Genomic DNA, 18,546 nt, shown 5'->3' on the forward strand with positions numbered 1-18,546 from the left:
ATGGGCACCTACCGGACACTCACGGTCGAAATCTCCGGCCGCGTCGCTGTCGTCACCTTCCGGCGCGCCGATCAGCTCAACGCCATGAACCGGCTGATGCAGGGCGAGATCACCGAGGCCTTCGAGGCGCTGTCCGCCGATGCGGACGTCGGCGCGATCGTGGTCACCGGCGAGGGGCGCGGCTTCATGGCCGGCGCCGACATCAAGGAATATGCCGCGCAGACGGCGCCCGAGTTCGACACGTTCCAGGCTGCCGGCATGCGCATGTACGCGGCGATCGAGAGCAACCGCAAACCGGTGATCGCCGCGGTCAATGGCTTCGCCTTGGGCGGCGGCATGGAGCTCGTGCTGTGCTGCGACATCGTGATCGCCAACCAGTTCGCCAAACTCGGCCTGCCGGAGATCAAGCTCGGGCTGATCCCCGGCGGCGGCGGCACGCAACGCAGCGTCGTCAAGCTCGGCCGCAACCGCGCCAATCTTCTGCTGATGACGGGTGCGATCGTGCCGGCTTCCGAATTCGTCGGTGCCGGCCTGGTCAACGAGATCGTCGATGTCGACGCCCTGATGCCGCGCGCGCTGGAATTGGCCGAGATGATCGCCGCCGAGCCTGCCGCCGCGATCGAAGGCCTGAAGGCCCTGACGGCGCATGCGGTGTCGGGCGAACCGGCCGATGGCCTTGCCATGGAGCGCGACATACTGGGCGGCCTCTATCGCAGCGAGATCGGCCAGCGGCGCGTCAAGGAGTTCGCCGAGAGAAGTGTTGCGAAGAAGGCCAGCCCATGAAGGGTGACGATTATCGCGGCCTCGGCTGGGCGCATGGCGCGCTAACCGTCCAGCGGCTCGGCGCGATGCTGGCGCCGGTCACGTTCGTGCTCGCCGACGGGCGTCAGGTTTCGCCGATGCATGTCGCGCCCTGGTCGAACGAACGACAAGCGGAGGCGCTGCCGGGCATTCTGCGCAAGCTGCGTGGCGAATGGCCCTGCGTGCCTTTCGGCTATTCGGTGCCTGCCGAGGGGTGGCCCGAGGCCTGGACGCGTGTCATGGGACCTCCGACGCCGAACGAAGAAATCCATGGCCATAGCTCCAATCATGACTGGACATGGCGCGACAGCGAGCCCGGGTCATTGTCGCTGTCGCTTTCCTACCCCAAGGGGAGTCCGGTCGAGCGCGTCGAGCGAACGGTGAGGCCTGATCCGTCGGCGCCGGCCGTCGACATCGAATTCAGGATCGTCGTCCGCCACGCCTGTCGCCTGCCGATCGGCCTGCATCCGGTGTTCCGGCTGCCGTTCGAGACGGGCGCCGCCACACTGGAGCTCGCCGGCTTCGATGAGGGCCGCACCTATCCGCACGATGTCCAACCCGGCGCGGCACTGTTTGCCAGGAACAAGACCTTCTTCGAGCTGGTAGCGGTGCCGGCGCGCGCCGGGGGGATGATCGACGCCTCCCGTTTGCCCTTGGCCGCCGACACGGAAGAGCTGCTGCAGATCGAAGGCGTCGACGGTATCGCCGCGCTCGCCAACCACGAGGATGGCTACAGGGTGCAGCTATCCTGGCAAAAGGAGCATTTCCCAAGCCTTTTGCTCTGGTACTCCAATCGCGGCCGCAAGGCAGCGCCTTGGAACGGGCGCCACATCGCCATCGGCATCGAGCCGGTCTGCTCGCCCTTCGGGCTCGGCCCCGCGACCGCGCTTGCCGGCAACCCCATCGCGCAATCCGGCATCACGACGGCGCTGGAATTCTCGCCCGAAAAGCCGTTCGTGACCCGCTACCGCATCGAGGCATCCGCGCTGTGACGGATTTCAGGTCGATCTCCCTGGTCAAGTCGAACCGGCCGCAATTCACCGATATCGAGGGGCTGGCGGCGATGGTCGGCCAGGGCGATGCCTTCGGCGTCGGCGGTCATCATTTCGCCCGGCTGCCGGTCGCATTGCTGCGCGCGATCGCCGGGTCCGGCATCAAGGACCTGCGCTACGTCTCCTGGGCCGGCGGGTTGCCGCTCGAGCTGCTGCTCGAAGTGGATGCGGTGGCGGAAATCGACCTCTGCTTTTCCAGCCTCGATATCTTCGGGCTGCCGCCGAGGTTCCGCGCGGTTGCCGAGAGCGGTGCGATCCCCGTTCGCGACTGGACGGCCCTGGCCATGATCCAGGCGCTGCGGGCGGCGCAGCAGAACCTGCCGTCGATGCCGTTCCAGCTTCCTCAAGGGTCCGACATGCTGGCGCGCATGCCGGGTGCGATCGCCAGGCCCGATCCGGTTGCCGGGACCGATACCGGATTTGTTCCGCCGCTGAGGCTCGATACGTTCGTCGTTCACGCCCAGCGCGCCGATGAAAGCGGCAATGTCGAGATCATCGGGCCGCGGGCGCTGGATTTCGCCATGGCGGGCGCTGCGCGGCAAGTGCTGGTCACGGTCGAGGAGATCGTACCGGTCGGGGCGCTGCGGCAGGACGGCCGCCAGAGCATCCTCACCCGCAATCAGGTTTCGGCGATTGCCCTGGCGCCGGGCGGCGCCTACCCGGCCTCGTGCCTGCCATTCTACGTCACGGACTATCAGGCGCTGTCGGAGGCATTCGCGGCCAAGGAGGCTGCCTTGTCGGACAGGCTCCGCCCGCCTTTGGACGGCCCGCCGGAGCGGCTTCGAAAAGCGGCGAAAGTCAGCGCCGAGACAGTGCTGGCGATGCCGGCGCTCGCTCAGGGCAATAGACAAGCATCTGTCGACGAGATCATTGCCGCGCGCATCGCCGCCGAACTCGACAATGAGAGCTTTGCCAGCGCCGGCGCGGTATCGCCGCTCGCCAACGTCGCCTATCGTCTGGCCAAGGCGACGCATGCTCCGGACATGATCGTCGCGACGATGAGCTGCGGCCATCTCGACATTGCGCCGAGCCCGATGGTGCTGTCGCTGATCGAAAGCCTCGATTGCGAGACGGCGGTTGCGCATGCCGGCGGCGACGACACCTACTTGACCTACTACCAGGCGGGCGCGGTGACGCATGAGATCGTCGGCGCGGCACAGGTCGACCGGCGCGGGCGCGTCAACAGCATCGCGCTGCGCAAACCGAGCGGGGGCCCGCTGCGGCTGCCAGGGCAAGGCGGCATGGCCGACGTCGCCAACATGCATCGCGACTACCTGCTCTACGTTCCCCGTCACTCGGTCCAGTCGTTGGTCGATGAGGTCGAGATCGCGAGCTCGGCCCGCGGGCTGCTCACGCCTGCAGAACGCGACCCGATGGGTTATCGCACCGGCAAGGCGCTGGTCTTTACCGATCTCTGCGTCTTCAGGCTCGACCAGATATCGCGGGAATTGATCGTCATCGAAACCATGCCGGGCGTTACGCGCCAGCAGGTCTGCGACGCCACCGGATTTGCCGTGACCTTCGATGCCGATTGCCGCGAGGTGCCGATGCCGTCCAGCGATACGCTCGTTGCCTTGCGAAACCGCGTCGACCCGCTTGGTCTGCGCCGTCTCGAATTCGTCAGTGCGAAGGAGCGCGGCGCGCTGATCGCCGAGATCCTCGCCGCCGATCGCGCCATGGTCGATCGCTGCATCGCCGCGCAGCGATCGCCCGCCGCGAGCTGAGGAGCGTTTCATGGCCAAACCGTTGCTCGACATGTCCGCCGCGCGCGTCTTCTTCGACGGCATCTTCAGCAATCCGCGCGTCGCCCATCCGGAGGGTGTGGCCGTCCACCGCGATGGCTCGATCTGGTGCGGCACCGAAACCGGCGATCTCCTGCGGTTCGCCGCCGATGGCAGTTCGGTCGAGCGCATGGGCGGCACGGACGGCTTTCTGCTCGGCATCGCCTTCGACAGTGCCGGCAACTGTTTTGCCTGCGATCTCAGGCATGCCGCGATCTTTCGTTGGGACGCCGCGACGGGTCGAATGGAACGTTTCGCTGCCGCGGGCATCCGCGTGCCCAACTATCCGGTTGTCGATGAGGCGAGAGGCTGGCTCTTCGTTTCCGACAGTGTCGGCGAGGACAACCGCTCGGGCATCTTCCGCTACGACCTCGAGACGGGCGAGGGCGGTCTGTGGTGCCGGGAGGCCATGTCCTTCGCCAACGGCATGGCCATGGCGCCGGACGGCAACGGCCTTTACGTGGTGGAAAGCGACGCGCCCTGCATCAGTCATGTGCCGATCCTCGGCGACGGCAGCGCAGGGGCTCGGCGGGTCGTCGTCGAAGACGTGCGCAATGTTCCGGACGGCGTCGCCTTCGCGCCTGACGGCTCGCTGTTCATCTCATGTTATGAGCCAAGCCGGATCTATCGCTGGCGACAGGATCGAGGTCTCGAAGTGCTGATCGAGGATCCGGCGGCGACCACGCTGGCGCACCCCACCAACATCGCCTTCAAGGGCGACAAGCTCTACACCGCAAATCTCGGCCGCTGGCACATCACCGAGATCGATCTCACCGCAGTTCCAGGCTGAGCGGCCGGATTAACGTTGAGCCAGCAACCTATTTGAGATCGCGGAGAGAGTTTTGGTGGCGGAGGACCATTCTGGCCAAGACCCACACCAGACAAGATAATCAAATTCGGTGTGGGACGTGATGGTAGCGGAGGAGGGACTTGAACCCCCGACCCCAGGATTATGATTCCCGTGCTCTAACCAACTGAGCTACTCCGCCAGGAGTGACGAAGAGGCTCGAAGAACCGCCCGGGATCGGGCAATTTCGAGGCATTCGCCAAGGTCGCGCGGATATAAGGTTGGCAGGGCAAACCTGTCAAGCTTGGATACGGCCGGCAAGTCGGCATAATCTCGTGCCCGAAAAAAGCTTTGCCTGACAGACACTCAAGCGCATGCGTCGGGGTTGAGTTCGACGGGGCACGTCGTTATGTCTCGGCCATGAAATTCTAGAGTTTGAACGAATGAAGCCGCGCATCGCAGTCCTCGGTTGCGGATACTGGGGCAGCAACCACATCCGCACCCTTAAGGCGCTCGGCGCGCTCCATGCCGTTTCCGACGTCAATCGCGCCCGCGCCGAAGGCTTTGCCAGCGAGCAGGACTGTGAGGCGATCGAGCCGGACAAGCTGTTCGAGCGCGCCGATGTCGACGCCATCGTCATGGCGCTGCCGCCGCAATTCCATGCCGACATGGCGGTGCGCGCCGTCGAGAGCGGCAAGGACGTGCTGGTGGAGAAGCCCATCGCGCTGACGGTCGCGGATGCCGAGCGCTCGGTGAAGGCTGCCGGGAAAAATGGCCGCGTCTTCATGGTCGGCCACGTACTGCGCTTCCATCCCGCCTTCGAGACGCTGAAAGCGCTGATCGACAACGGCGAACTCGGCGAGGTGCGCTATATCCATTCGCACCGGCTCGGCCTCGGCAAGTTCCACACCGAGAACGACGCGCTGTGGGACCTGGCGCCGCACGACCTCTCGATGATTCTCGCCATCACCGGCACCGAGCCGATCGAGGTCAGGGGCGAAGGCGCAGCGCTTCTCGACAATCTCAGCGACTTCGCGCATCTGCACATGCGTTTTCCAAACGGCGTGCGCAGTCATCTCTTCGCCTCGCGGCTCAATCCCTATCGCGAGCGCCGGCTCACCGTGGTCGGCACCAAGGCGATGGCGGTGTTCGACGACGTCGAGCCCTGGGAGCGCAAGCTTGCCGTCTACCGCCACGCCGTCTGGCAGGACAGCGGCCAGTGGGCCTTCACCGCCAACGAGCCTTCTTACGTGGCGGTCGGCGAAGGCATGCCGCTGACACGCGAGCTCGCGCATTTCATGCAATGCATCGAGACACGCGCGGAACCGCGCACCGACGGCGAGGAAGCGATCCGGGTGCTGCGCATTCTCACCGCGGGCACGGTGACGCATAGCGGCTCGCCGGACTGAGCAATCCGCAAGGACAATCCTGACCTGAAGCGCCCGATTGGTCGAAGGGTACCGGCTACTCGGCGGGGATGCGCGCGGGCCGTTGCGCAAGCCTGGACAGCATCGCCTCGGCCTCGGCGCCGCGCTCGGAGCGCTCGATGAAGCCGCCGCCGTAGACTCGCGCCTCGTTGCCGTCGTCGGAATAGAGCACGCAGGCCTGTCCGGGCGCGATGCCGGATTCGCCGTCGACCAGCTCGACCGAGGTCACGCCGTCGTGGTGATGCAGCACGGCAGGGCGCGGCGGCCTGGTCGAACGGACTTTCGCGAAAAGCTCGATCCCGCCTTCAGGGACGTCCGAGAGGGGGCCGTCGCCAAGCCAATTCATGTTGCGCAGATAAATCTTGTGCGTCTCCAGCGCCTCGCGCGGGCCGACCACCACGCGCGCCCGGTCGGCGTCGAGATGGACGACATAAAGCGGCTCGCCGGAGGCGATGCCGATGCCGCGGCGCTGGCCGATCGTATAGCGCAGGATGCCTTCATGGCGGCCGAGCACGCGGCCGTCGATATGGACGATGTCGCCCGGATTGGCGGCCGCCGGCTTCAGCTTGGCGATGATGTCGGAATACTTGCCCTGCGGCACGAAGCAGATGTCCTGGCTGTCCTGCTTGGCGGCGACGGTCAGCCCCATCTCCTCGGCGATCGCCCGCACCTGCGGCTTGGAGAGACCGCCGAGCGGGAAGCGCAGATAGTCGATCTGCGCCTGTGTGGTGGCAAACAGGAAATAGCTCTGGTCGCGGTCGGCGTCGACCGGCCGGTAGAGCGCGCGATGCGCACCATTGGCGCGCGAGCGGATGTAGTGGCCGGTGGCCAAAGCGTCGGCGCCGAGATCCTGCGCGGTGGCCAAAAGGTCGGCGAACTTGACCGTCTGGTTGCAGGAGACGCAGGGGATGGGCGTTTCGCCGGCGACATAGCTCTCGGCGAAGGGATCGATGACCGCCTTGCGGAAGCGCTCTTCATAGTCGAGCACGTAGTGCGGGATGCCGAGCGTCTCGGAAACGCGGCGGGCATCGTCGATGTCCTGGCCGGCGCAGCAGGAGCCGGCCCGGTGCGTCGCCGCGCCATGGTCGTAAAGCTGCAGGGTAACGCCGACGACGTCATAGCCTTCGCGCTTCAGGATGCCGGCAACGACCGACGAATCAACACCGCCCGACATGGCGACGACGACGCGGGTGTTTTCTGGGCGTCCGGGGAGATCGAGGCTGTTCATGGTTCTTTCAATCTGCGTGGCGCTGGCTGCCAATGGCCGGAATATAGGTCAAGCGCACCGGCTGCGCCAGCTTGCCTCCCCAAGCGATCTTTTCGGCGATTTTTCCCGGCAAAATCAGGGCCGGTACCGCGATTGTTTCAAATGCCGAGCAAAAACCTAACGTGACGTTCACGATCCTTACCTAGTCATTAGGGTTCGCTTAGGCAATTTTTAAAGCTGTGGCGGTACTGTGGCGGGGATTGGGTCTTTGAGTTTTTAGTAGAGAGTACGATGACCGATCTGGTTAGACCTAGAGTCAAATACGTTATCGGGCCTGACGGCAGCCCTCTCACGATAGCCGATCTGCCGCCGACGAATACACGGCGCTGGGTTATCCGGCGCAAGGCGGAAGTGGTAGCGGCGGTTCGCGGCGGACTGCTCAGCCTGGAAGAGGCCTGCCAGCGCTACAAGCTCACCACCGAGGAATTTCTCTCCTGGCAGGCATCGATCGACGAATATGGCCTCGCCGGGCTGCGCACGACGCGGATCCAGCAATACCGGCACTAGACACCGGCTGTCGGAGACAGAAAGGGCGCGGAATTCCGCGCCCTTTCATTTTCCGGAGAGTCCTTCGCTCAGACCGTGAGCACGACCTTGCCGATCGGTCGGGTGGCGAGAAAGGCGTGGGCGGCGCCCGCCTGATCGAGCGGGAAAGCCTTCGCGACGTGGGGCGACAGCTTCTTGGCGTCGACCAGCCTGGCGAGTTCGACAAGGCCTTCGCGGTCGGGCGTCACCGACATCCGCTCGACGCGGATGTTGCGCTCCTTTGCCTTCGCTCTCGCGGCATCGGGCACATTGAGCAGCGACACCAGCACGCCGCCATCTCGCAGCACTTTCAGCGACGCTTCGGCATGATCGCCGCCGACGGTCTCCAGCACCAGGTCGAAATTGCCGACCGCCCCGGTGAAATCCTTGCTGGTGTAGTCGATCACCTCGTCGGCACCGAGCGAGCGAACGAAATCAAGCTTGTCCGGACTGGCGGTCGAGACGACATGAGCGCCAAGCGCCTTGGCGATCTGCACCGCCAGATGGCCCACGCCGCCGGCGCCGGCATGGATCAGCGCGCGCTGGCCGGACTGAATGCGGCCGTGGCGAACAAGGCCTTGCCAAGCGGTGAGGCCGGCGAGCGGCAGCGCTGCCGCATGGACATGATCGATGCCGGCGGGCTTGATGGCGATCTCGGCCGCTGGTGCTGCCGCGAGTTCGGCATAGGCTCCGGCCTGTTTGGGAAAGCGCGGCATACCGAACACCTCGTCGCCGGCCTCGAAGGCGCTCACGCCGGCGCCCACTGCCTCGACGGTTCCGGAAATGTCCCAGCCGAGAATGAAAGGCGGCTCGCCAAGCAGCGGATAAAAGCCGCCGCGCACGGCGCCGTCGACAGGGTTTATACCGGCTGCCTTGACGCGAACCAGCACTTCGCCAGCCGCCGGCCAGGGATCGGGCTGTCCGGCGACGAAAAGGACGTCGGGTCCACCGACGGAGTTCTGGATAACGGCACGCATAAAGACCTCCTGTTCGATTGATGTGTCGCTATCATTTGGAGAGTAATATTCCCTTGTCCAGTATGTACCTTTTCGATATATAGGCACCTTATGGATAGTAAAGACGCTCCCTTTGGCTATGACGCCTTCCGGCGCACCTGCCCGTCGCATACCGTGCTCGAGATGCTGGCCAGCAAATGGGTCTACCTAACCGTTTGCGCGCTCCGGCGCGGCCGGATGCGCAATGGCGAGCTGGCGCGCAAGCTCGAAGGCATCACGCCGAAGATGCTGACCCAGACGTTGCGTGTACTGGAGCGCGACGGCCTTGTCCGGCGCGAGATCTATGCGGTCATTCCGCCGCGGGTCGAGTATGAGCTGACCGAACTTGGCCAAAACCTGGCGGGATCGCTCAGTCAGATCCGCTCCTGGGCGGAAGAGCATGCGCCCGACATCAAGGATGCCCGTGCCAGGGCATCGGCGAATCATCGGGACGATATGGCGATTCAGCCTTGAATTGAGAGCGCGGGCAGGATCTGTCCTGGCGCGGCTTCAGGGGCGATGCCGGAGGACCCCGGCGATAGCGGTACGCGCTCGGCTCAGCCGATCATGGCGCTGCGGCCGCCCGCTTCCGCGTCGCGGATCTTGCTGTCGCGCGATTCCAGCATCTCCGCCTTGGAAAGCTCCGCTTCAGCTTCGCCGAGTAATGATTCGGCCATGGTTCGCTGCTGGGCAAGGTCGCCCTGCGAATTCCTGAGGTTGTCGCGGCGCAGGCGTGCCGCCTTGGCGAAGGTCGGATAGGCAAAATGATTGATGTCGGTGATGCCGGCTTTTTTCTCTTCGGCGACGATCTGCGCCTCCAACTCGACGGCCATGCGTTCGAACTCGGCGATCATCATGTCCAGCTGCAACAGCTGGCGCCGCTTCTCATTCACCTGAAACTGCTTCAGTCGAACGAGGTTTTCACGTGACTTCATGACTCGGTACTCCGCAAAACGCACACCTGCATATCGTCCCATCGGCCTTGAAAGGCCCAAGCGTCGCCCGTTTCCCCCGGCTTTCCCCCTACTATAGGAAACAAAGCCCTAAAGATTTTTGCCGGCGGTAACCATTCGTTTACGGGCATTGTTAATCATACGGGCGAGGACTTAAGGCCGGGTAAAAATTCCGGCTGCGGCGGGAAGCGCGGCCTGCGAGTCTCTGGAGTCACTTAGGCTGGCTTATTAATGTGGTACATGAGCGATTTGGGTCCGTGATTCGTTATTAGATTCAAGTGGGTGTAGAAAGGGGTTAAAAAATCTGATATCGTGGTCGGCACGAAATTAGGATTTGTTAACCAGTCGGTGGCACCTTCTGTTCAGGCAATCACTGCTCCGGGTTCCGGACGGGTCGTGACGCGGTCCGGCAGCAGAAAAGGGGAATGAAATGCGTGTTCTGCTGATTGAAGACGACAGTGCAACCGCACAAAGCATCGAGCTGATGCTGAAATCGGAAAGCTTCAACGTCTATACGACCGATCTCGGCGAAGAAGGGGTCGATCTCGGCAAGCTCTACGACTACGACATCATCCTTCTCGATCTCAATCTTCCCGACATGTCGGGCTACGAGGTGCTACGCACGCTTCGCCTCTCCAAGGTCAAGACGCCGATCCTGATCCTCTCGGGCATGGCAGGCATCGAGGACAAGGTGCGCGGTCTCGGCTTCGGCGCCGACGACTATATGACCAAGCCTTTCCACAAGGACGAGCTGGTGGCGCGCATCCACGCCATCGTGCGCCGCTCCAAGGGCCATGCCCAGTCTGTCATCACCACCGGCGACCTGGTGGTCAATCTCGACGCCAAGACCGTCGAGGTCGGCGGCCAGCGTGTGCACCTGACCGGCAAGGAATATCAGATGCTGGAGCTGCTTTCGCTGCGCAAGGGCACGACACTGACCAAGGAAATGTTCCTCAACCACCTCTACGGCGGCATGGACGAGCCGGAACTGAAGATCATCGACGTCTTCATCTGCAAGCTGCGCAAGAAGCTCGACGCCGCGTCCGGCGGCCAGAACTACATCGAGACGGTATGGGGCCGCGGCTACGTGCTGCGCGAGCCGGAAGACATCCGCGTCAGCGCCTGACCTGCGGCAAAACGGTTCGTATAAAAAAGTAATTCAAAACAAAAACCCGGCTCCGGCCGGGTTTTTCGTTTCCGACATCGAAAAGCTCAAGCCGCGGTCTTCAGGAAGCGGAAGCTCTCGAGCAGCTGCGCCCGGTTGAAGGGCTTCAGCAGATAGCCCTGGGCGCCGGCACGTTTCGCCCGCATGATCGAGCCGACGTCGACTTCGACGAGCGAAACCAGGATCTGCGGCTTTACGGGGCTTTCGATGGCGCGGATGCGGCGAATGAGGTCGACCGCCTGCATGTCCGGCAGGCCCCCGTCGACAACGACGACATCGGGCATGTCGGCGGAGCAGATCTCGACCGCATCAAGCCCGGTGGCCGCTTCGGTGACCACGATGTCCGAGCCGCCAAGGATACGCTTGGCGACCTTCCTGATGACGCTCGAATCGTCCACGAACAGGCAGCGCTTCATTTCCGGGTCCTCTTTGCCATCTGCCGAACCGGCAACCTCCGGTAACCGTGGGGCACCATAGAGCAATCTGGTAAAGAAGCCGAAAAGCGGTTAGGTAAAGTTTTTCCAAAGAGGCGCGGCGGACGGGTTCTTCACCGTCAAGCCAATGCTCCGGAAATCGCCGACATTGCTTCATCCGCACTGCAAGCGACAATATCGGCGGAAATTAATACTTGGTCTGCTCTTGGTCGCTGCCTAAAGCGCGTTGCGTTGAAACGGATTCAGGCGGCGCGCTTAAAGCGCGTCGCGATCCCTCGCTCCGTGCGCTTTAAATCTTTGTTTTATGCATGTCCGTTTTTCGCAAAACCGCTGCGCACTTTTGCGCGACATGCATTAGACCGCCGACAGCACGATCTCTTCGGCGGTCGCATGGATCGAGATGGTCATGTTGGCCTCGCGAGCCAGAAGCAGCGTGTAGTAGGGCTGGACCGAATGGGCGTCGATCGGTTCCTCAGGCTTGTGGCCGGAATGCAGCTCGAGGAATTTCGGCGGCACGCGCAGCATCGGGCCGCTGGCCGACAGCGAAAAACGCGGCTCCGTCTCGAGGTTCTCCAGCGTGACCACCAGCTTGCCGCCGCGCGGTATGGCCGCGTTGGCGACGAGAATGAGATTGAGCAGCAGCTTGACCTTATTCTTGGGCAGCAGCGCGCGGGCTCCGTTCCAGACCAGCTCCGGCTTCTCGTTCTTCAAAAAGGCAATGGCCACGGCCTCGGCGTCGCCGGTGTCGATCATCATGCCGGCCGAGCCGGCGGCGCCGAAAGCGATACGGGCAAACTGCAGACGCGCCGAGGCGTTCCTGGCGCTCTGTCGAATCAGTTTCATGGCATCTTCGTCGGCGCCGCCTTCATCGAGCAGTTCGAGGCCGTTGTTTATGGCGCCGACCGGCGAGATAATGTCATGGCATACGCGACTGCACAGAAGCGCCGCCAGATCGGGGGCGGAGAGGGTGAAGAGCTCGGCCATCGGAGAAATCCCTGCTAGTTCACATATTCATGGCCGAGCGACCGATTTTCGCGCCGCCACGCGAATCACGCTCTTTTCCAAGGCCTTCTGAATACACAGCGCCCGCCCGCGCATCAACAAATCCGCGGCCGCGGACGGCAAAAACGGTGCATTCACGCCGGGAAACCGGGGCGAAAGAGGCCGTGTCGGGCCGCCAGCCTTCGAACCGCCATCTTCCTGCGCCAGTTTAATGGTTGAAAAAGGATTACGGCATAGTTTGCCCGTGATAGTCATCTCGAAGCGGCCGCCAAGAGCCGTAGGGGTACGAGGCGTCGGCGAAAGTGCTCCCTGACGGAGATTGGAAGCATGTTTTCCCGATTCTATGACCGGACTCTCGTCCGCGTCCTTGCCATGACGATCGCCCTCATAGGTGCTGTCATCTTCTCAACCTCCGCGTCGCGGGCCCAGGAATATACCGCGCAGGAGATCATCGATTCCGGCCACAAGTTCTTCGGCGCGACGTCAGGCGGTCTCGCCACCGTGGTCGAAAAGATCTTCGCGTCCTACGGCCTGCCAAACGGCTATCTGCTCGGCGAGGAAGGATCCGGAGCGCTGATTGGCGGCCTGACCTATGGCGAAGGCACGCTCTACACCAAGAACGCCGGCGACCATAAGGTGTTCTGGCAAGGCCCGTCGCTCGGCTGGGACTTCGGCGGCGAAGGGTCGCGCGTGATGATGCTGGTCTACAACCTCGACGACATCAGCAGCCTCTACAACCGCTTCGGCGGCGTCGCCGGCTCCGCCTATGTCGTGGCAGGCGTCGGCTTCAACGTGCTGCAGAGCAACAGGGTGCTCATCGTTCCGATCCGCACCGGCGTCGGCGCTCGGCTCGGCGTCAATCTCGGCTATCTGAAGCTTACGGAACGGGCGACCTGGAATCCGTTCTGACCGGGCAGGATTGCCACATCCGTTCGGATAAGCCTGACCGCGACGCGGCATGCTCTTGCCGCGGCGCTGGATTTCCGCCATGCCAAGGTGGCACAGTCGGGCATTGGCGGGTTGCCGCCTCGCATATCGGGTAGTCCACCTTGGTCCAGTCGATCCTGTTCTTCGCACTCGGCTTCCTCTGCGCCGTCTTTCTGGTCTCGCTGATCGCGCCGGCCGTGTGGCGGCGGGCCGTCATGCTGACGCGCAGGCGCCTCGAGGCCTCGATGCCGCTGACGCCCGCCGAGATCCTGGCTGAAAAGGACCGGGTGCGCGCCGAGTTCGCCATGAACACGCGCCGGCTCGAGATGAACATCAAGAGCCTCAAGGAGAAGGTGGCTGAGCAACTGGTCGAGATCGGCCGCGGCCATGAGGCCCTGAAGGGACTGGCGGTCGAGACGAAGGACAAGAACCAGGCGCTTTCCGATCTGCAGGCCAAGAACGCGGAGCTCAGGCAGCGCGAGCAGGAACTGCACAACCTGACGGAAAAGCTGGCGCAGGCTGAGCGCTCCCTGGAGAAGCGGGCGCTGGAGCTGCAAAAGCTCGAGCAGATGTATGACGACGCCAGCTTCTCATCCAGCAACCGCCAGATCGAGCTGGTGGCCCGCGAATCGGAACTGGACAAGCTCGCCAGCGACATTGCGGTGCTGCGCAGCCAGCGCAAGGAGGCGGACCGGCGCAGTCAGGAGCTGGCCGCGGAGGGCAAGGCGGCCAGGGATGCGCTCAAGGCGGAAAAGAAGCGGACAGCCGAGCTGGACAAGAAGGTCGAGCGGCTGCTTGCGACCCTTGCCGACCGCGAGGAAAAGCTCGACAGGCGCGAGAAGGAGCTTGCCCGGATGCGCGAACGCCCAAAGCAAGGCCCCGCGGCAAATGGCGGAACGCACCATGCCGGCGAAGCCGAGGGCATCGACAAGGCCATCGCCAAGCTGGAAGGCGATCGGGAGCGGCTGGAGGCGAGGCTGGCGGCGCTCGCTCACGAGAACAAGCGGCTCAAGACCGATCTTGCCGCGTTCGAAACGGCAAAGCCCGAACAGGCAGGCGACGTGCGCCGCACCGGTGCAGCGCTTCGCGAGCAGATGAACGAACTGGCGGCCGAGGTCGTCAACCTGACGATGAAGCTGGACGGGCCGGATTCGCCGATTGCCAAGGCCTTGGCAGCTTCTCGCGATGGGCGACAGGATGCCGGCGAGCGCGGCATCAGCCTCGCGGATCGTGTAAGGGCCCTGCAGAAGGCCGGCTCGACCGCCAGTTGAGCCAAAGACAGCCAGCGAGCGGAACGACTTGGTCGTTGGCTGCTATCGTCTCGAGAAGTGATGCAGGGCGATGGCCGAAGCGGCGGCAACGTTCAGGCTGTCGAATCCCTCCGCCATGCCGATCCGTACTGTCCGCAGACGGTTGAGCAGGGCGTCAGGCAGGCCTTCGCCTTCCGTGCCGAGATAGAGCGCCAGCCGTGAAGTTCTTTCCGCGGCCCGGATGTCCGTTTGGCCGCGCGGCGAGAGCGCGAACTGGCTGAAGCCCAGCCTGTCGAGCGTTGCAATCAAGCTCGTGGTATCGCCGAAGGAGGCGAAAGGAACCTTCAGCGCCGCGCCGACCGAAACGCGGATCGCCTTGCGATAGAGCGGATCGCAGCAGGTGGAATCGAGAAGCACGGCGTCCGCGCCGAAGGCCGCGGCGTTGCGGAAGATCGAGCCCATATTATCGTGATTGGATATGCCGACCAGAACCACGACCAGCGCGCTTGCCGGCAAGGTTTCAAGCAAAACCTCCGTCGGTCGAGGAGCGCCCCGAACGCCGATCGCCAATATTCCGCGATGCATGTGGAAACCGGCGATCCGGTCCATGACCTCGCCGCCGGCGACATAGACCGGCAAGTCCGCCGGCGCCTTGCGCAAGACGCCTTCCAGGCCCGCCAGCCTGTTTTCCAGAATGAGGGCCGATTCTGCGGAGAAGCGTCCGGCCGACAACAGAAGATCCAGCACCACCTTGCCTTCCGCGACGAAGCGCCCGTGGCGGCCGACGAGATCGCGCTCGCGGATGTGGAGATAGGCGGCGACACGCGGATCCTGCGGGTCGTCGATGGGAATGAAGTTCATGCAGACCTCGCCGGCGAACGATCGTCAGCGAGGTAAGGGGCTTTGGATAGCGCGGGTCAAGCCCCGGCGCGGCGCAACCGATAGGCCATCTGGGACAGATCGCCGTCGCCGAAAATACCTTCCAGCATACGAAGCAATTCGCGCACCGCATCGGACTTGCAGGAATAGTAGATCATCTGGCGATCGCGGCGCGTCTCGACGAGATCGAGCGCTCTCAGCTTGGCCAGATGCTGCGAGAGAGCGGACTGGCTCAACTGGACTTTATCGGCGATGGCACCGACGGACATTTCGCCGTCGATCAGATAGCTGACGATCAGAAGCCGCTTTTCATTGCCCATGAGCGTCAGAAACGCGGCAGCCGATTCGGCGTTGGCGACTAGCTTGCTCGAGATCATAGATGCCCCATGTTTTCTGGCTCATCCAGCCGCCATGGGGGCAATGGTGGCTGATTCCATAGTGTTCAGGTCAGAAAGCGCCGCTGAATCAGCGCTGCAACAAAGGGTAGATCATTTTATCTAAATCTCAAGAGTTGCTTTCGATCTGAGGCGATTAACTTTCGCTACTATGCCTTGCCGGCGGCGCGTCCGGTCTTTGCCATCTCGACCAGCACGGACCGCAACTCGCTGGCGGCGCAGAGGGGTTGAGGGAAGAAGACCCTGCAGACGGCGTCCGCAGAAGCCAGGTCCATGCCGTCGCGATCGAAACCCGTGGCGATCCAGCCATCGCCGTCGGCCCCGCCGAAATGGCGCGCATAGATGCAAAGCGCATCGCGATGGTCGGTGTTCATATGGTCCAGCGCCGACTGTTCACTGGCAGCAAGCTCTTCGACGATCGCGCCGCCGGTGATCAGGTCGGCGCGATCCAGAAGATATGCCTTGCCGAAACCGCCATTTAGACTGGCGCGTTCAGGCTCGAGCCGGAATATCGAGAAGTCGCCAAGCCCGGCATAGAGCTTTGCCTTCGGATTGCGGTTGAGGTAGCGCCGTTCGGCGCCGGCGTGCTCGGCCGAGCCACGCTCCAGCCGCAGCGCCCGGCACACAAGCGTGATGCGCGGATGCGCGAGCGGATCGCCCTTGCCGGGTTCGCCGACGAGCAGCGAGCAGCGCGGGTCGGCGAGAAGCGCGCCGGTATGCGCGGACAGCATCGAGACCAGGATCAGCGGCGCGCCGTCGATGTCGGTCGCCACGCCGACCCGGCTTGCCAGCGGCGCGCCGGTGCCAGGCTCGATCACCGCCAGCGCGCCGAAACGGGCCGAGCGGATCAGCGTCCTCGCCAGCCTGACGGCCTCGGCGTCGGTCTCGCGGATGACATCCTTCCTGGTCAAAGCGCTCCCTGCGATAAGTTGATTTATGCTCTCCGGTTTATTGGCCAAACAGGCCGGACCTGACAAGGGCTTCGATTTCACTTTCACTGATGCCGAAGCGTGCCAACACGCTTGCCGGCTGACGGTCTGCAGCGGTTGGCGCCGAGGCAAGGGTTTGGGAGGCCTGCGAGAAACGTGGCGAAGGGGCCGGCCGCTCGAGCCGGCCGGACCTCACGAAGCTTTGCCTTGCGCGATTGTGAGCGTGATTCCCGGCTTCGGCTAGCGACAGGACCGGAGCGACGCAGGCATCGGTCGGGCCAAAGACGTCGGCCCACTCGTCGCACGTCCTATCTCTGATCTTCGCGGCAATGGCGGCGCGCATCTCGGGCCACGATGTCCTGTCATATTGACTGCCGACAAAACGCCGGTCGAGCGGCAGAAGTTCGGCGAACTCGGCAAAGAATTGCGGCTCGAGGCAGCCGACGGCGACATGCCGGCCGTCCGCGGTCTCATAGGTGTCGTAGAAGGGCGCCCCGGAATCGAGCAGGTTTTCGCCGCGCCGGTCGTTCCAGAGTCCTGCCGCCATGTAGGCATGGATCGGAGCCGCGAGCATCGATGCGCCCTCGACCATCGCGGCGTCGATCACCTGGCCCTTGCCGGTGCGCGAGCGCTGGAAGAGGGCGGCCAGCACGCCGGTGATCAACATCATGGCGCCGCCACCCTGGTCGGCGACGAGGTTGAGCGGCGGCACTGGCGGCGTTCCCTGCCTGCCGATGGCATGCAACAGGCCGGCATAGGCGAGATAGGTGATGTCATGGCCAGCGCGGCGCGCAAGCGGCCCGTCCTGGCCGAAGCCCGTCAGGCGGCCATAGATCAGCGCCGAATTGCGTTCGAGCACGACGTCGGGTCCGAGGCCCAGCCTTTCCATGACGCCTGGGCGAAAGCCCTCGACGAGGATGTCGGCCTTTTCCGCGAGGCGCAGCAGAAGCTCCGCGCCATCCGGACGTTTCAGGTCGAGCTTGAGGATGGAGCGTCCATGGCGGTCGAGGTCGTAGGCTTCCGGCAAGGACAGAAGCGGCTCCCGGGCGTCCGCCCGCTCGATGCGCAGCACCTCGGCGCTCATTTCCGACAGCATCAGGGCTGCGAGCGGCACCGGGCCGAGGCCCGCCATCTCGATCACCGTCAGGCCAGCCAGCGGTCCTGCCTTGGGGGTGGCGCCTGCCTGCGAGGTGGTCATTGCCTTCTATTTCGGCGCCATGCGGATCGCGCCATCGAGGCGAATCGTCTCGCCGTTCAGCATCTGGTTCTCGATGATGTGCAGCGCCAGCGCCGCATATTCCGAGGGCTCGCCGAGACGGGGTGGGAAGGGCACCGAGGCGCCGAGCGAATGCTGCACCTCCTGCGGCATGCCGGCCATCATCGGCGTCTTGAAGATGCCCGGGGCGATGGTGCAGACGCGGATGCCGGAGCGCGCAAGGTCGCGCGCCACAGGCAGCGTCATGCCGACGACGCCGCCCTTGGATGCCGAATAGGCGGCCTGGCCGATCTGACCGTCATAGGCGGCGACCGATGCCGTGTTGACGATGACGCCGCGCTCGCCGCCATCGAGCGGGTCGAGTTTCGCCGCCCGATCGGCGACGAGGCGGATCATGTTGAAAGTGCCGATCAGGTTGATCTCGATCACCTTGCGGTACTGGTCGAGCGGGTGGGGACCATCCTTGCCGATCGTCTTCACACCGATGGCGATGCCGGCGCAGTTGACCAGGATGCGCGGCTCGCCAAGCCTTTTGGCCACCTCGGCAATGGCGGCGGTACCGCTGTCGCCGCTGCTGACATCGCACTGAACGGCGATGCCGCCGATATCGGCGGCAACCTTGGCCGCGCGCTCGATGCCGACATCGAGTATCGCAACCCTGGCGCCCCTGGCGGCAAGGGCGCGCGCCGTCGCTTCGCCAAGACCTGAGCCACCGCCGGCGACGATCGCGATCTGGCCGTTGGGGTTCATGCGGGCATCCT

At 63.9% G+C, this 18,546-nt stretch carries 22 protein-coding genes and 1 tRNA gene; 10 read left to right on the plus strand and 13 right to left on the minus strand.

Annotated elements, in window-relative coordinates; all coding sequences use genetic code 11:
• Genes QAZ47_RS12480 through QAZ47_RS12495 form a run of 4 tightly spaced genes read left to right on the plus strand, consistent with a single transcriptional unit; the run spans position 1 to position 4,424 of the window.
• The gene (locus QAZ47_RS12480) at positions 1-783 is read left to right on the plus strand and encodes an enoyl-CoA hydratase/isomerase family protein (RefSeq protein ID WP_278233444.1); all 783 of its coding nucleotides are present in this window, start codon (positions 1-3) and stop codon (positions 781-783) included.
• Complete coding sequence (locus QAZ47_RS12485; RefSeq protein ID WP_278233445.1) at positions 780-1,793, plus strand: hypothetical protein; 1,014 nt, start codon at positions 780-782, stop codon at positions 1,791-1,793. Before QAZ47_RS12480 ends, QAZ47_RS12485 begins: the two co-directional genes overlap by 4 nt.
• The gene (locus QAZ47_RS12490) at positions 1,790-3,577 is read left to right on the plus strand and encodes a CoA-transferase (RefSeq protein ID WP_278233446.1); all 1,788 of its coding nucleotides are present in this window, start codon (positions 1,790-1,792) and stop codon (positions 3,575-3,577) included. Before QAZ47_RS12485 ends, QAZ47_RS12490 begins: the two co-directional genes overlap by 4 nt.
• A gap of 10 nt (positions 3,578-3,587) precedes the next feature.
• Positions 3,588-4,424 (plus strand): SMP-30/gluconolactonase/LRE family protein, encoded by an 837-nt coding sequence (locus QAZ47_RS12495; protein WP_278233447.1) that lies wholly within the window; start codon positions 3,588-3,590, stop codon positions 4,422-4,424.
• A 122-nt stretch (positions 4,425-4,546) separates the two neighbouring features.
• On the opposite strand, the gene QAZ47_RS12500 is transcribed toward QAZ47_RS12495, so the two are convergent.
• Positions 4,547-4,623: transfer RNA gene (locus tag QAZ47_RS12500), tRNA-Met, on the minus strand.
• Positions 4,624-4,864: 241 nt separating this feature from the next.
• Here QAZ47_RS12500 and QAZ47_RS12505 point away from each other — a divergent pair.
• The gene (locus tag QAZ47_RS12505; protein WP_278207054.1) at positions 4,865-5,830 is read left to right on the plus strand and encodes a Gfo/Idh/MocA family oxidoreductase; all 966 of its coding nucleotides are present in this window, start codon (positions 4,865-4,867) and stop codon (positions 5,828-5,830) included.
• A 55-nt stretch (positions 5,831-5,885) separates the two neighbouring features.
• On the opposite strand, the gene mnmA is transcribed toward QAZ47_RS12505, so the two are convergent.
• Both mnmA and QAZ47_RS12515 read right to left on the minus strand, forming a co-directional pair.
• Positions 5,886-7,076: a tRNA 2-thiouridine(34) synthase MnmA gene (gene mnmA, locus QAZ47_RS12510; RefSeq protein WP_278074397.1), complete on the minus strand. Its 1,191-nt coding sequence runs from the start codon at positions 7,074-7,076 to the stop codon at positions 5,886-5,888.
• A gap of 7 nt (positions 7,077-7,083) precedes the next feature.
• Entirely contained in the window at positions 7,084-7,248 is a 165-nt protein-coding gene (locus QAZ47_RS12515; RefSeq protein WP_278207056.1) for a hypothetical protein, read from the minus strand.
• A gap of 98 nt (positions 7,249-7,346) precedes the next feature.
• Here QAZ47_RS12515 and QAZ47_RS12520 point away from each other — a divergent pair, with 98 nt between their 5' ends.
• Positions 7,347-7,622, plus strand: coding sequence for a DUF1153 domain-containing protein (locus tag QAZ47_RS12520; protein WP_006203587.1), 276 nt, complete (start codon positions 7,347-7,349; stop codon positions 7,620-7,622).
• Positions 7,623-7,690: 68 nt separating this feature from the next.
• Here the strand turns inward: QAZ47_RS12520 and QAZ47_RS12525 are convergent, their stop codons facing one another.
• Positions 7,691-8,617 (minus strand): NADP-dependent oxidoreductase, encoded by a 927-nt coding sequence (locus QAZ47_RS12525; protein ID WP_278233448.1) that lies wholly within the window; start codon positions 8,615-8,617, stop codon positions 7,691-7,693.
• A gap of 90 nt (positions 8,618-8,707) precedes the next feature.
• On the opposite strand from QAZ47_RS12525, the gene QAZ47_RS12530 reads away from it, so the two are divergent.
• Positions 8,708-9,109, plus strand: coding sequence for a helix-turn-helix domain-containing protein (locus tag QAZ47_RS12530; RefSeq protein ID WP_347567196.1), 402 nt, complete (start codon positions 8,708-8,710; stop codon positions 9,107-9,109).
• 83 nt (positions 9,110-9,192) lie between these two features.
• On the opposite strand, the gene QAZ47_RS12535 is transcribed toward QAZ47_RS12530, so the two are convergent.
• Positions 9,193-9,570, minus strand: a complete 378-nt coding sequence (locus QAZ47_RS12535) for a flagellar export protein FliJ (RefSeq protein ID WP_278074669.1) — start codon at positions 9,568-9,570, stop codon at positions 9,193-9,195.
• A gap of 448 nt (positions 9,571-10,018) precedes the next feature.
• Between QAZ47_RS12535 and ctrA the strand changes: the two genes are divergently transcribed.
• Positions 10,019-10,714 carry a cell cycle two-component system response regulator CtrA gene (ctrA, locus tag QAZ47_RS12540; RefSeq protein WP_006203583.1) on the plus strand — a complete coding sequence of 232 codons (696 nt, stop codon included), beginning with the start codon at positions 10,019-10,021 and terminating at the stop codon, positions 10,712-10,714.
• Positions 10,715-10,800: 86 nt separating this feature from the next.
• Here the strand turns inward: ctrA and QAZ47_RS12545 are convergent, their stop codons facing one another.
• From QAZ47_RS12545 to QAZ47_RS12555, 3 genes are all read right to left on the minus strand, one after another.
• On the minus strand, positions 10,801-11,169 hold the full coding sequence (locus tag QAZ47_RS12545; RefSeq protein WP_278207079.1) for a response regulator: 369 nt from the start codon (positions 11,167-11,169) through the stop codon (positions 10,801-10,803).
• A gap of 372 nt (positions 11,170-11,541) precedes the next feature.
• On the minus strand, positions 11,542-12,171 hold the full coding sequence (locus QAZ47_RS12550) for a histidine phosphotransferase family protein (protein WP_278074392.1): 630 nt from the start codon (positions 12,169-12,171) through the stop codon (positions 11,542-11,544).
• Between the two features lie 27 nt (positions 12,172-12,198).
• Positions 12,199-12,444: a hypothetical protein gene (locus tag QAZ47_RS12555; RefSeq protein WP_278207080.1), complete on the minus strand. Its 246-nt coding sequence runs from the start codon at positions 12,442-12,444 to the stop codon at positions 12,199-12,201.
• A gap of 117 nt (positions 12,445-12,561) precedes the next feature.
• Between QAZ47_RS12555 and QAZ47_RS12560 the strand changes: the two genes are divergently transcribed.
• Both QAZ47_RS12560 and QAZ47_RS12565 read left to right on the plus strand, forming a co-directional pair.
• The gene (locus QAZ47_RS12560) at positions 12,562-13,098 is read left to right on the plus strand and encodes an EipA family protein (protein WP_278074668.1); all 537 of its coding nucleotides are present in this window, start codon (positions 12,562-12,564) and stop codon (positions 13,096-13,098) included.
• Positions 13,099-13,238: 140 nt separating this feature from the next.
• A complete protein-coding gene (locus QAZ47_RS12565; protein WP_278233450.1) occupies positions 13,239-14,387 on the plus strand; it encodes a hypothetical protein in 1,149 nt (382 codons plus the stop codon).
• A gap of 42 nt (positions 14,388-14,429) precedes the next feature.
• Here the strand turns inward: QAZ47_RS12565 and QAZ47_RS12570 are convergent, their stop codons facing one another.
• The 5 genes from QAZ47_RS12570 to QAZ47_RS12590 all read right to left on the minus strand — a co-directional run bounded on the left by QAZ47_RS12570 (position 14,430) and on the right by QAZ47_RS12590 (position 18,535).
• Complete coding sequence (locus tag QAZ47_RS12570; RefSeq protein ID WP_278233451.1) at positions 14,430-15,227, minus strand: RNA methyltransferase; 798 nt, start codon at positions 15,225-15,227, stop codon at positions 14,430-14,432.
• 56 nt (positions 15,228-15,283) lie between these two features.
• Positions 15,284-15,622, minus strand: a complete 339-nt coding sequence (locus QAZ47_RS12575; protein WP_278207083.1) for a metalloregulator ArsR/SmtB family transcription factor — start codon at positions 15,620-15,622, stop codon at positions 15,284-15,286.
• A 167-nt stretch (positions 15,623-15,789) separates the two neighbouring features.
• Positions 15,790-16,551 (minus strand): HugZ family protein, encoded by a 762-nt coding sequence (locus QAZ47_RS12580; RefSeq protein ID WP_278233452.1) that lies wholly within the window; start codon positions 16,549-16,551, stop codon positions 15,790-15,792.
• A 37-nt stretch (positions 16,552-16,588) separates the two neighbouring features.
• Positions 16,589-17,767 carry a CaiB/BaiF CoA-transferase family protein gene (locus QAZ47_RS12585; protein ID WP_278233453.1) on the minus strand — a complete coding sequence of 393 codons (1,179 nt, stop codon included), beginning with the start codon at positions 17,765-17,767 and terminating at the stop codon, positions 16,589-16,591.
• A gap of 6 nt (positions 17,768-17,773) precedes the next feature.
• Positions 17,774-18,535, minus strand: a complete 762-nt coding sequence (locus QAZ47_RS12590; RefSeq protein ID WP_278233454.1) for a 3-hydroxyacyl-CoA dehydrogenase — start codon at positions 18,533-18,535, stop codon at positions 17,774-17,776.
• Positions 18,536-18,546 lie beyond the last annotated feature (11 nt).

This window comes from Mesorhizobium sp. WSM4904, from assembly GCF_029674545.1.
Taxonomy (GTDB): Bacteria; Pseudomonadota; Alphaproteobacteria; order Rhizobiales; family Rhizobiaceae; genus Mesorhizobium.

Excerpts from the sequence above, each read along its gene's own strand:
- QAZ47_RS12575 (WP_278207083.1), bottom strand. The coding sequence starts at position 15,622 with ATGATCTCGAGCAAGCTAGTCGCCAACGCCGAATCGGCTGCCGCGTTT.
- QAZ47_RS12585 (WP_278233453.1), bottom strand. The coding sequence starts at position 17,767 with ATGACCACCTCGCAGGCAGGCGCCACCCCCAAGGCAGGACCGCTGGCT.
- QAZ47_RS12550 (WP_278074392.1), bottom strand. The coding sequence starts at position 12,171 with ATGGCCGAGCTCTTCACCCTCTCCGCCCCCGATCTGGCGGCGCTTCTG.
- QAZ47_RS12555 (WP_278207080.1), bottom strand. The coding sequence starts at position 12,444 with ATGACTATCACGGGCAAACTATGCCGTAATCCTTTTTCAACCATTAAA.
- QAZ47_RS12520 (WP_006203587.1), top strand. The coding sequence starts at position 7,347 with ATGACCGATCTGGTTAGACCTAGAGTCAAATACGTTATCGGGCCTGAC.
- QAZ47_RS12545 (WP_278207079.1), bottom strand. The coding sequence starts at position 11,169 with ATGAAGCGCTGCCTGTTCGTGGACGATTCGAGCGTCATCAGGAAGGTC.
- mnmA (WP_278074397.1), bottom strand. The coding sequence starts at position 7,076 with ATGAACAGCCTCGATCTCCCCGGACGCCCAGAAAACACCCGCGTCGTC.
- QAZ47_RS12480 (WP_278233444.1), top strand. The coding sequence starts at position 1 with ATGGGCACCTACCGGACACTCACGGTCGAAATCTCCGGCCGCGTCGCT.
- QAZ47_RS12590 (WP_278233454.1), bottom strand. The coding sequence starts at position 18,535 with ATGAACCCCAACGGCCAGATCGCGATCGTCGCCGGCGGTGGCTCAGGT.
- QAZ47_RS12530 (WP_347567196.1), top strand. The coding sequence starts at position 8,708 with ATGGATAGTAAAGACGCTCCCTTTGGCTATGACGCCTTCCGGCGCACC.
- QAZ47_RS12505 (WP_278207054.1), top strand. The coding sequence starts at position 4,865 with ATGAAGCCGCGCATCGCAGTCCTCGGTTGCGGATACTGGGGCAGCAAC.
- QAZ47_RS12570 (WP_278233451.1), bottom strand. The coding sequence starts at position 15,227 with ATGAACTTCATTCCCATCGACGACCCGCAGGATCCGCGTGTCGCCGCC.
- ctrA (WP_006203583.1), top strand. The coding sequence starts at position 10,019 with ATGCGTGTTCTGCTGATTGAAGACGACAGTGCAACCGCACAAAGCATC.
- QAZ47_RS12525 (WP_278233448.1), bottom strand. The coding sequence starts at position 8,617 with ATGCGTGCCGTTATCCAGAACTCCGTCGGTGGACCCGACGTCCTTTTC.
- QAZ47_RS12485 (WP_278233445.1), top strand. The coding sequence starts at position 780 with ATGAAGGGTGACGATTATCGCGGCCTCGGCTGGGCGCATGGCGCGCTA.
- QAZ47_RS12560 (WP_278074668.1), top strand. The coding sequence starts at position 12,562 with ATGACGATCGCCCTCATAGGTGCTGTCATCTTCTCAACCTCCGCGTCG.
- QAZ47_RS12535 (WP_278074669.1), bottom strand. The coding sequence starts at position 9,570 with ATGAAGTCACGTGAAAACCTCGTTCGACTGAAGCAGTTTCAGGTGAAT.
- QAZ47_RS12495 (WP_278233447.1), top strand. The coding sequence starts at position 3,588 with ATGGCCAAACCGTTGCTCGACATGTCCGCCGCGCGCGTCTTCTTCGAC.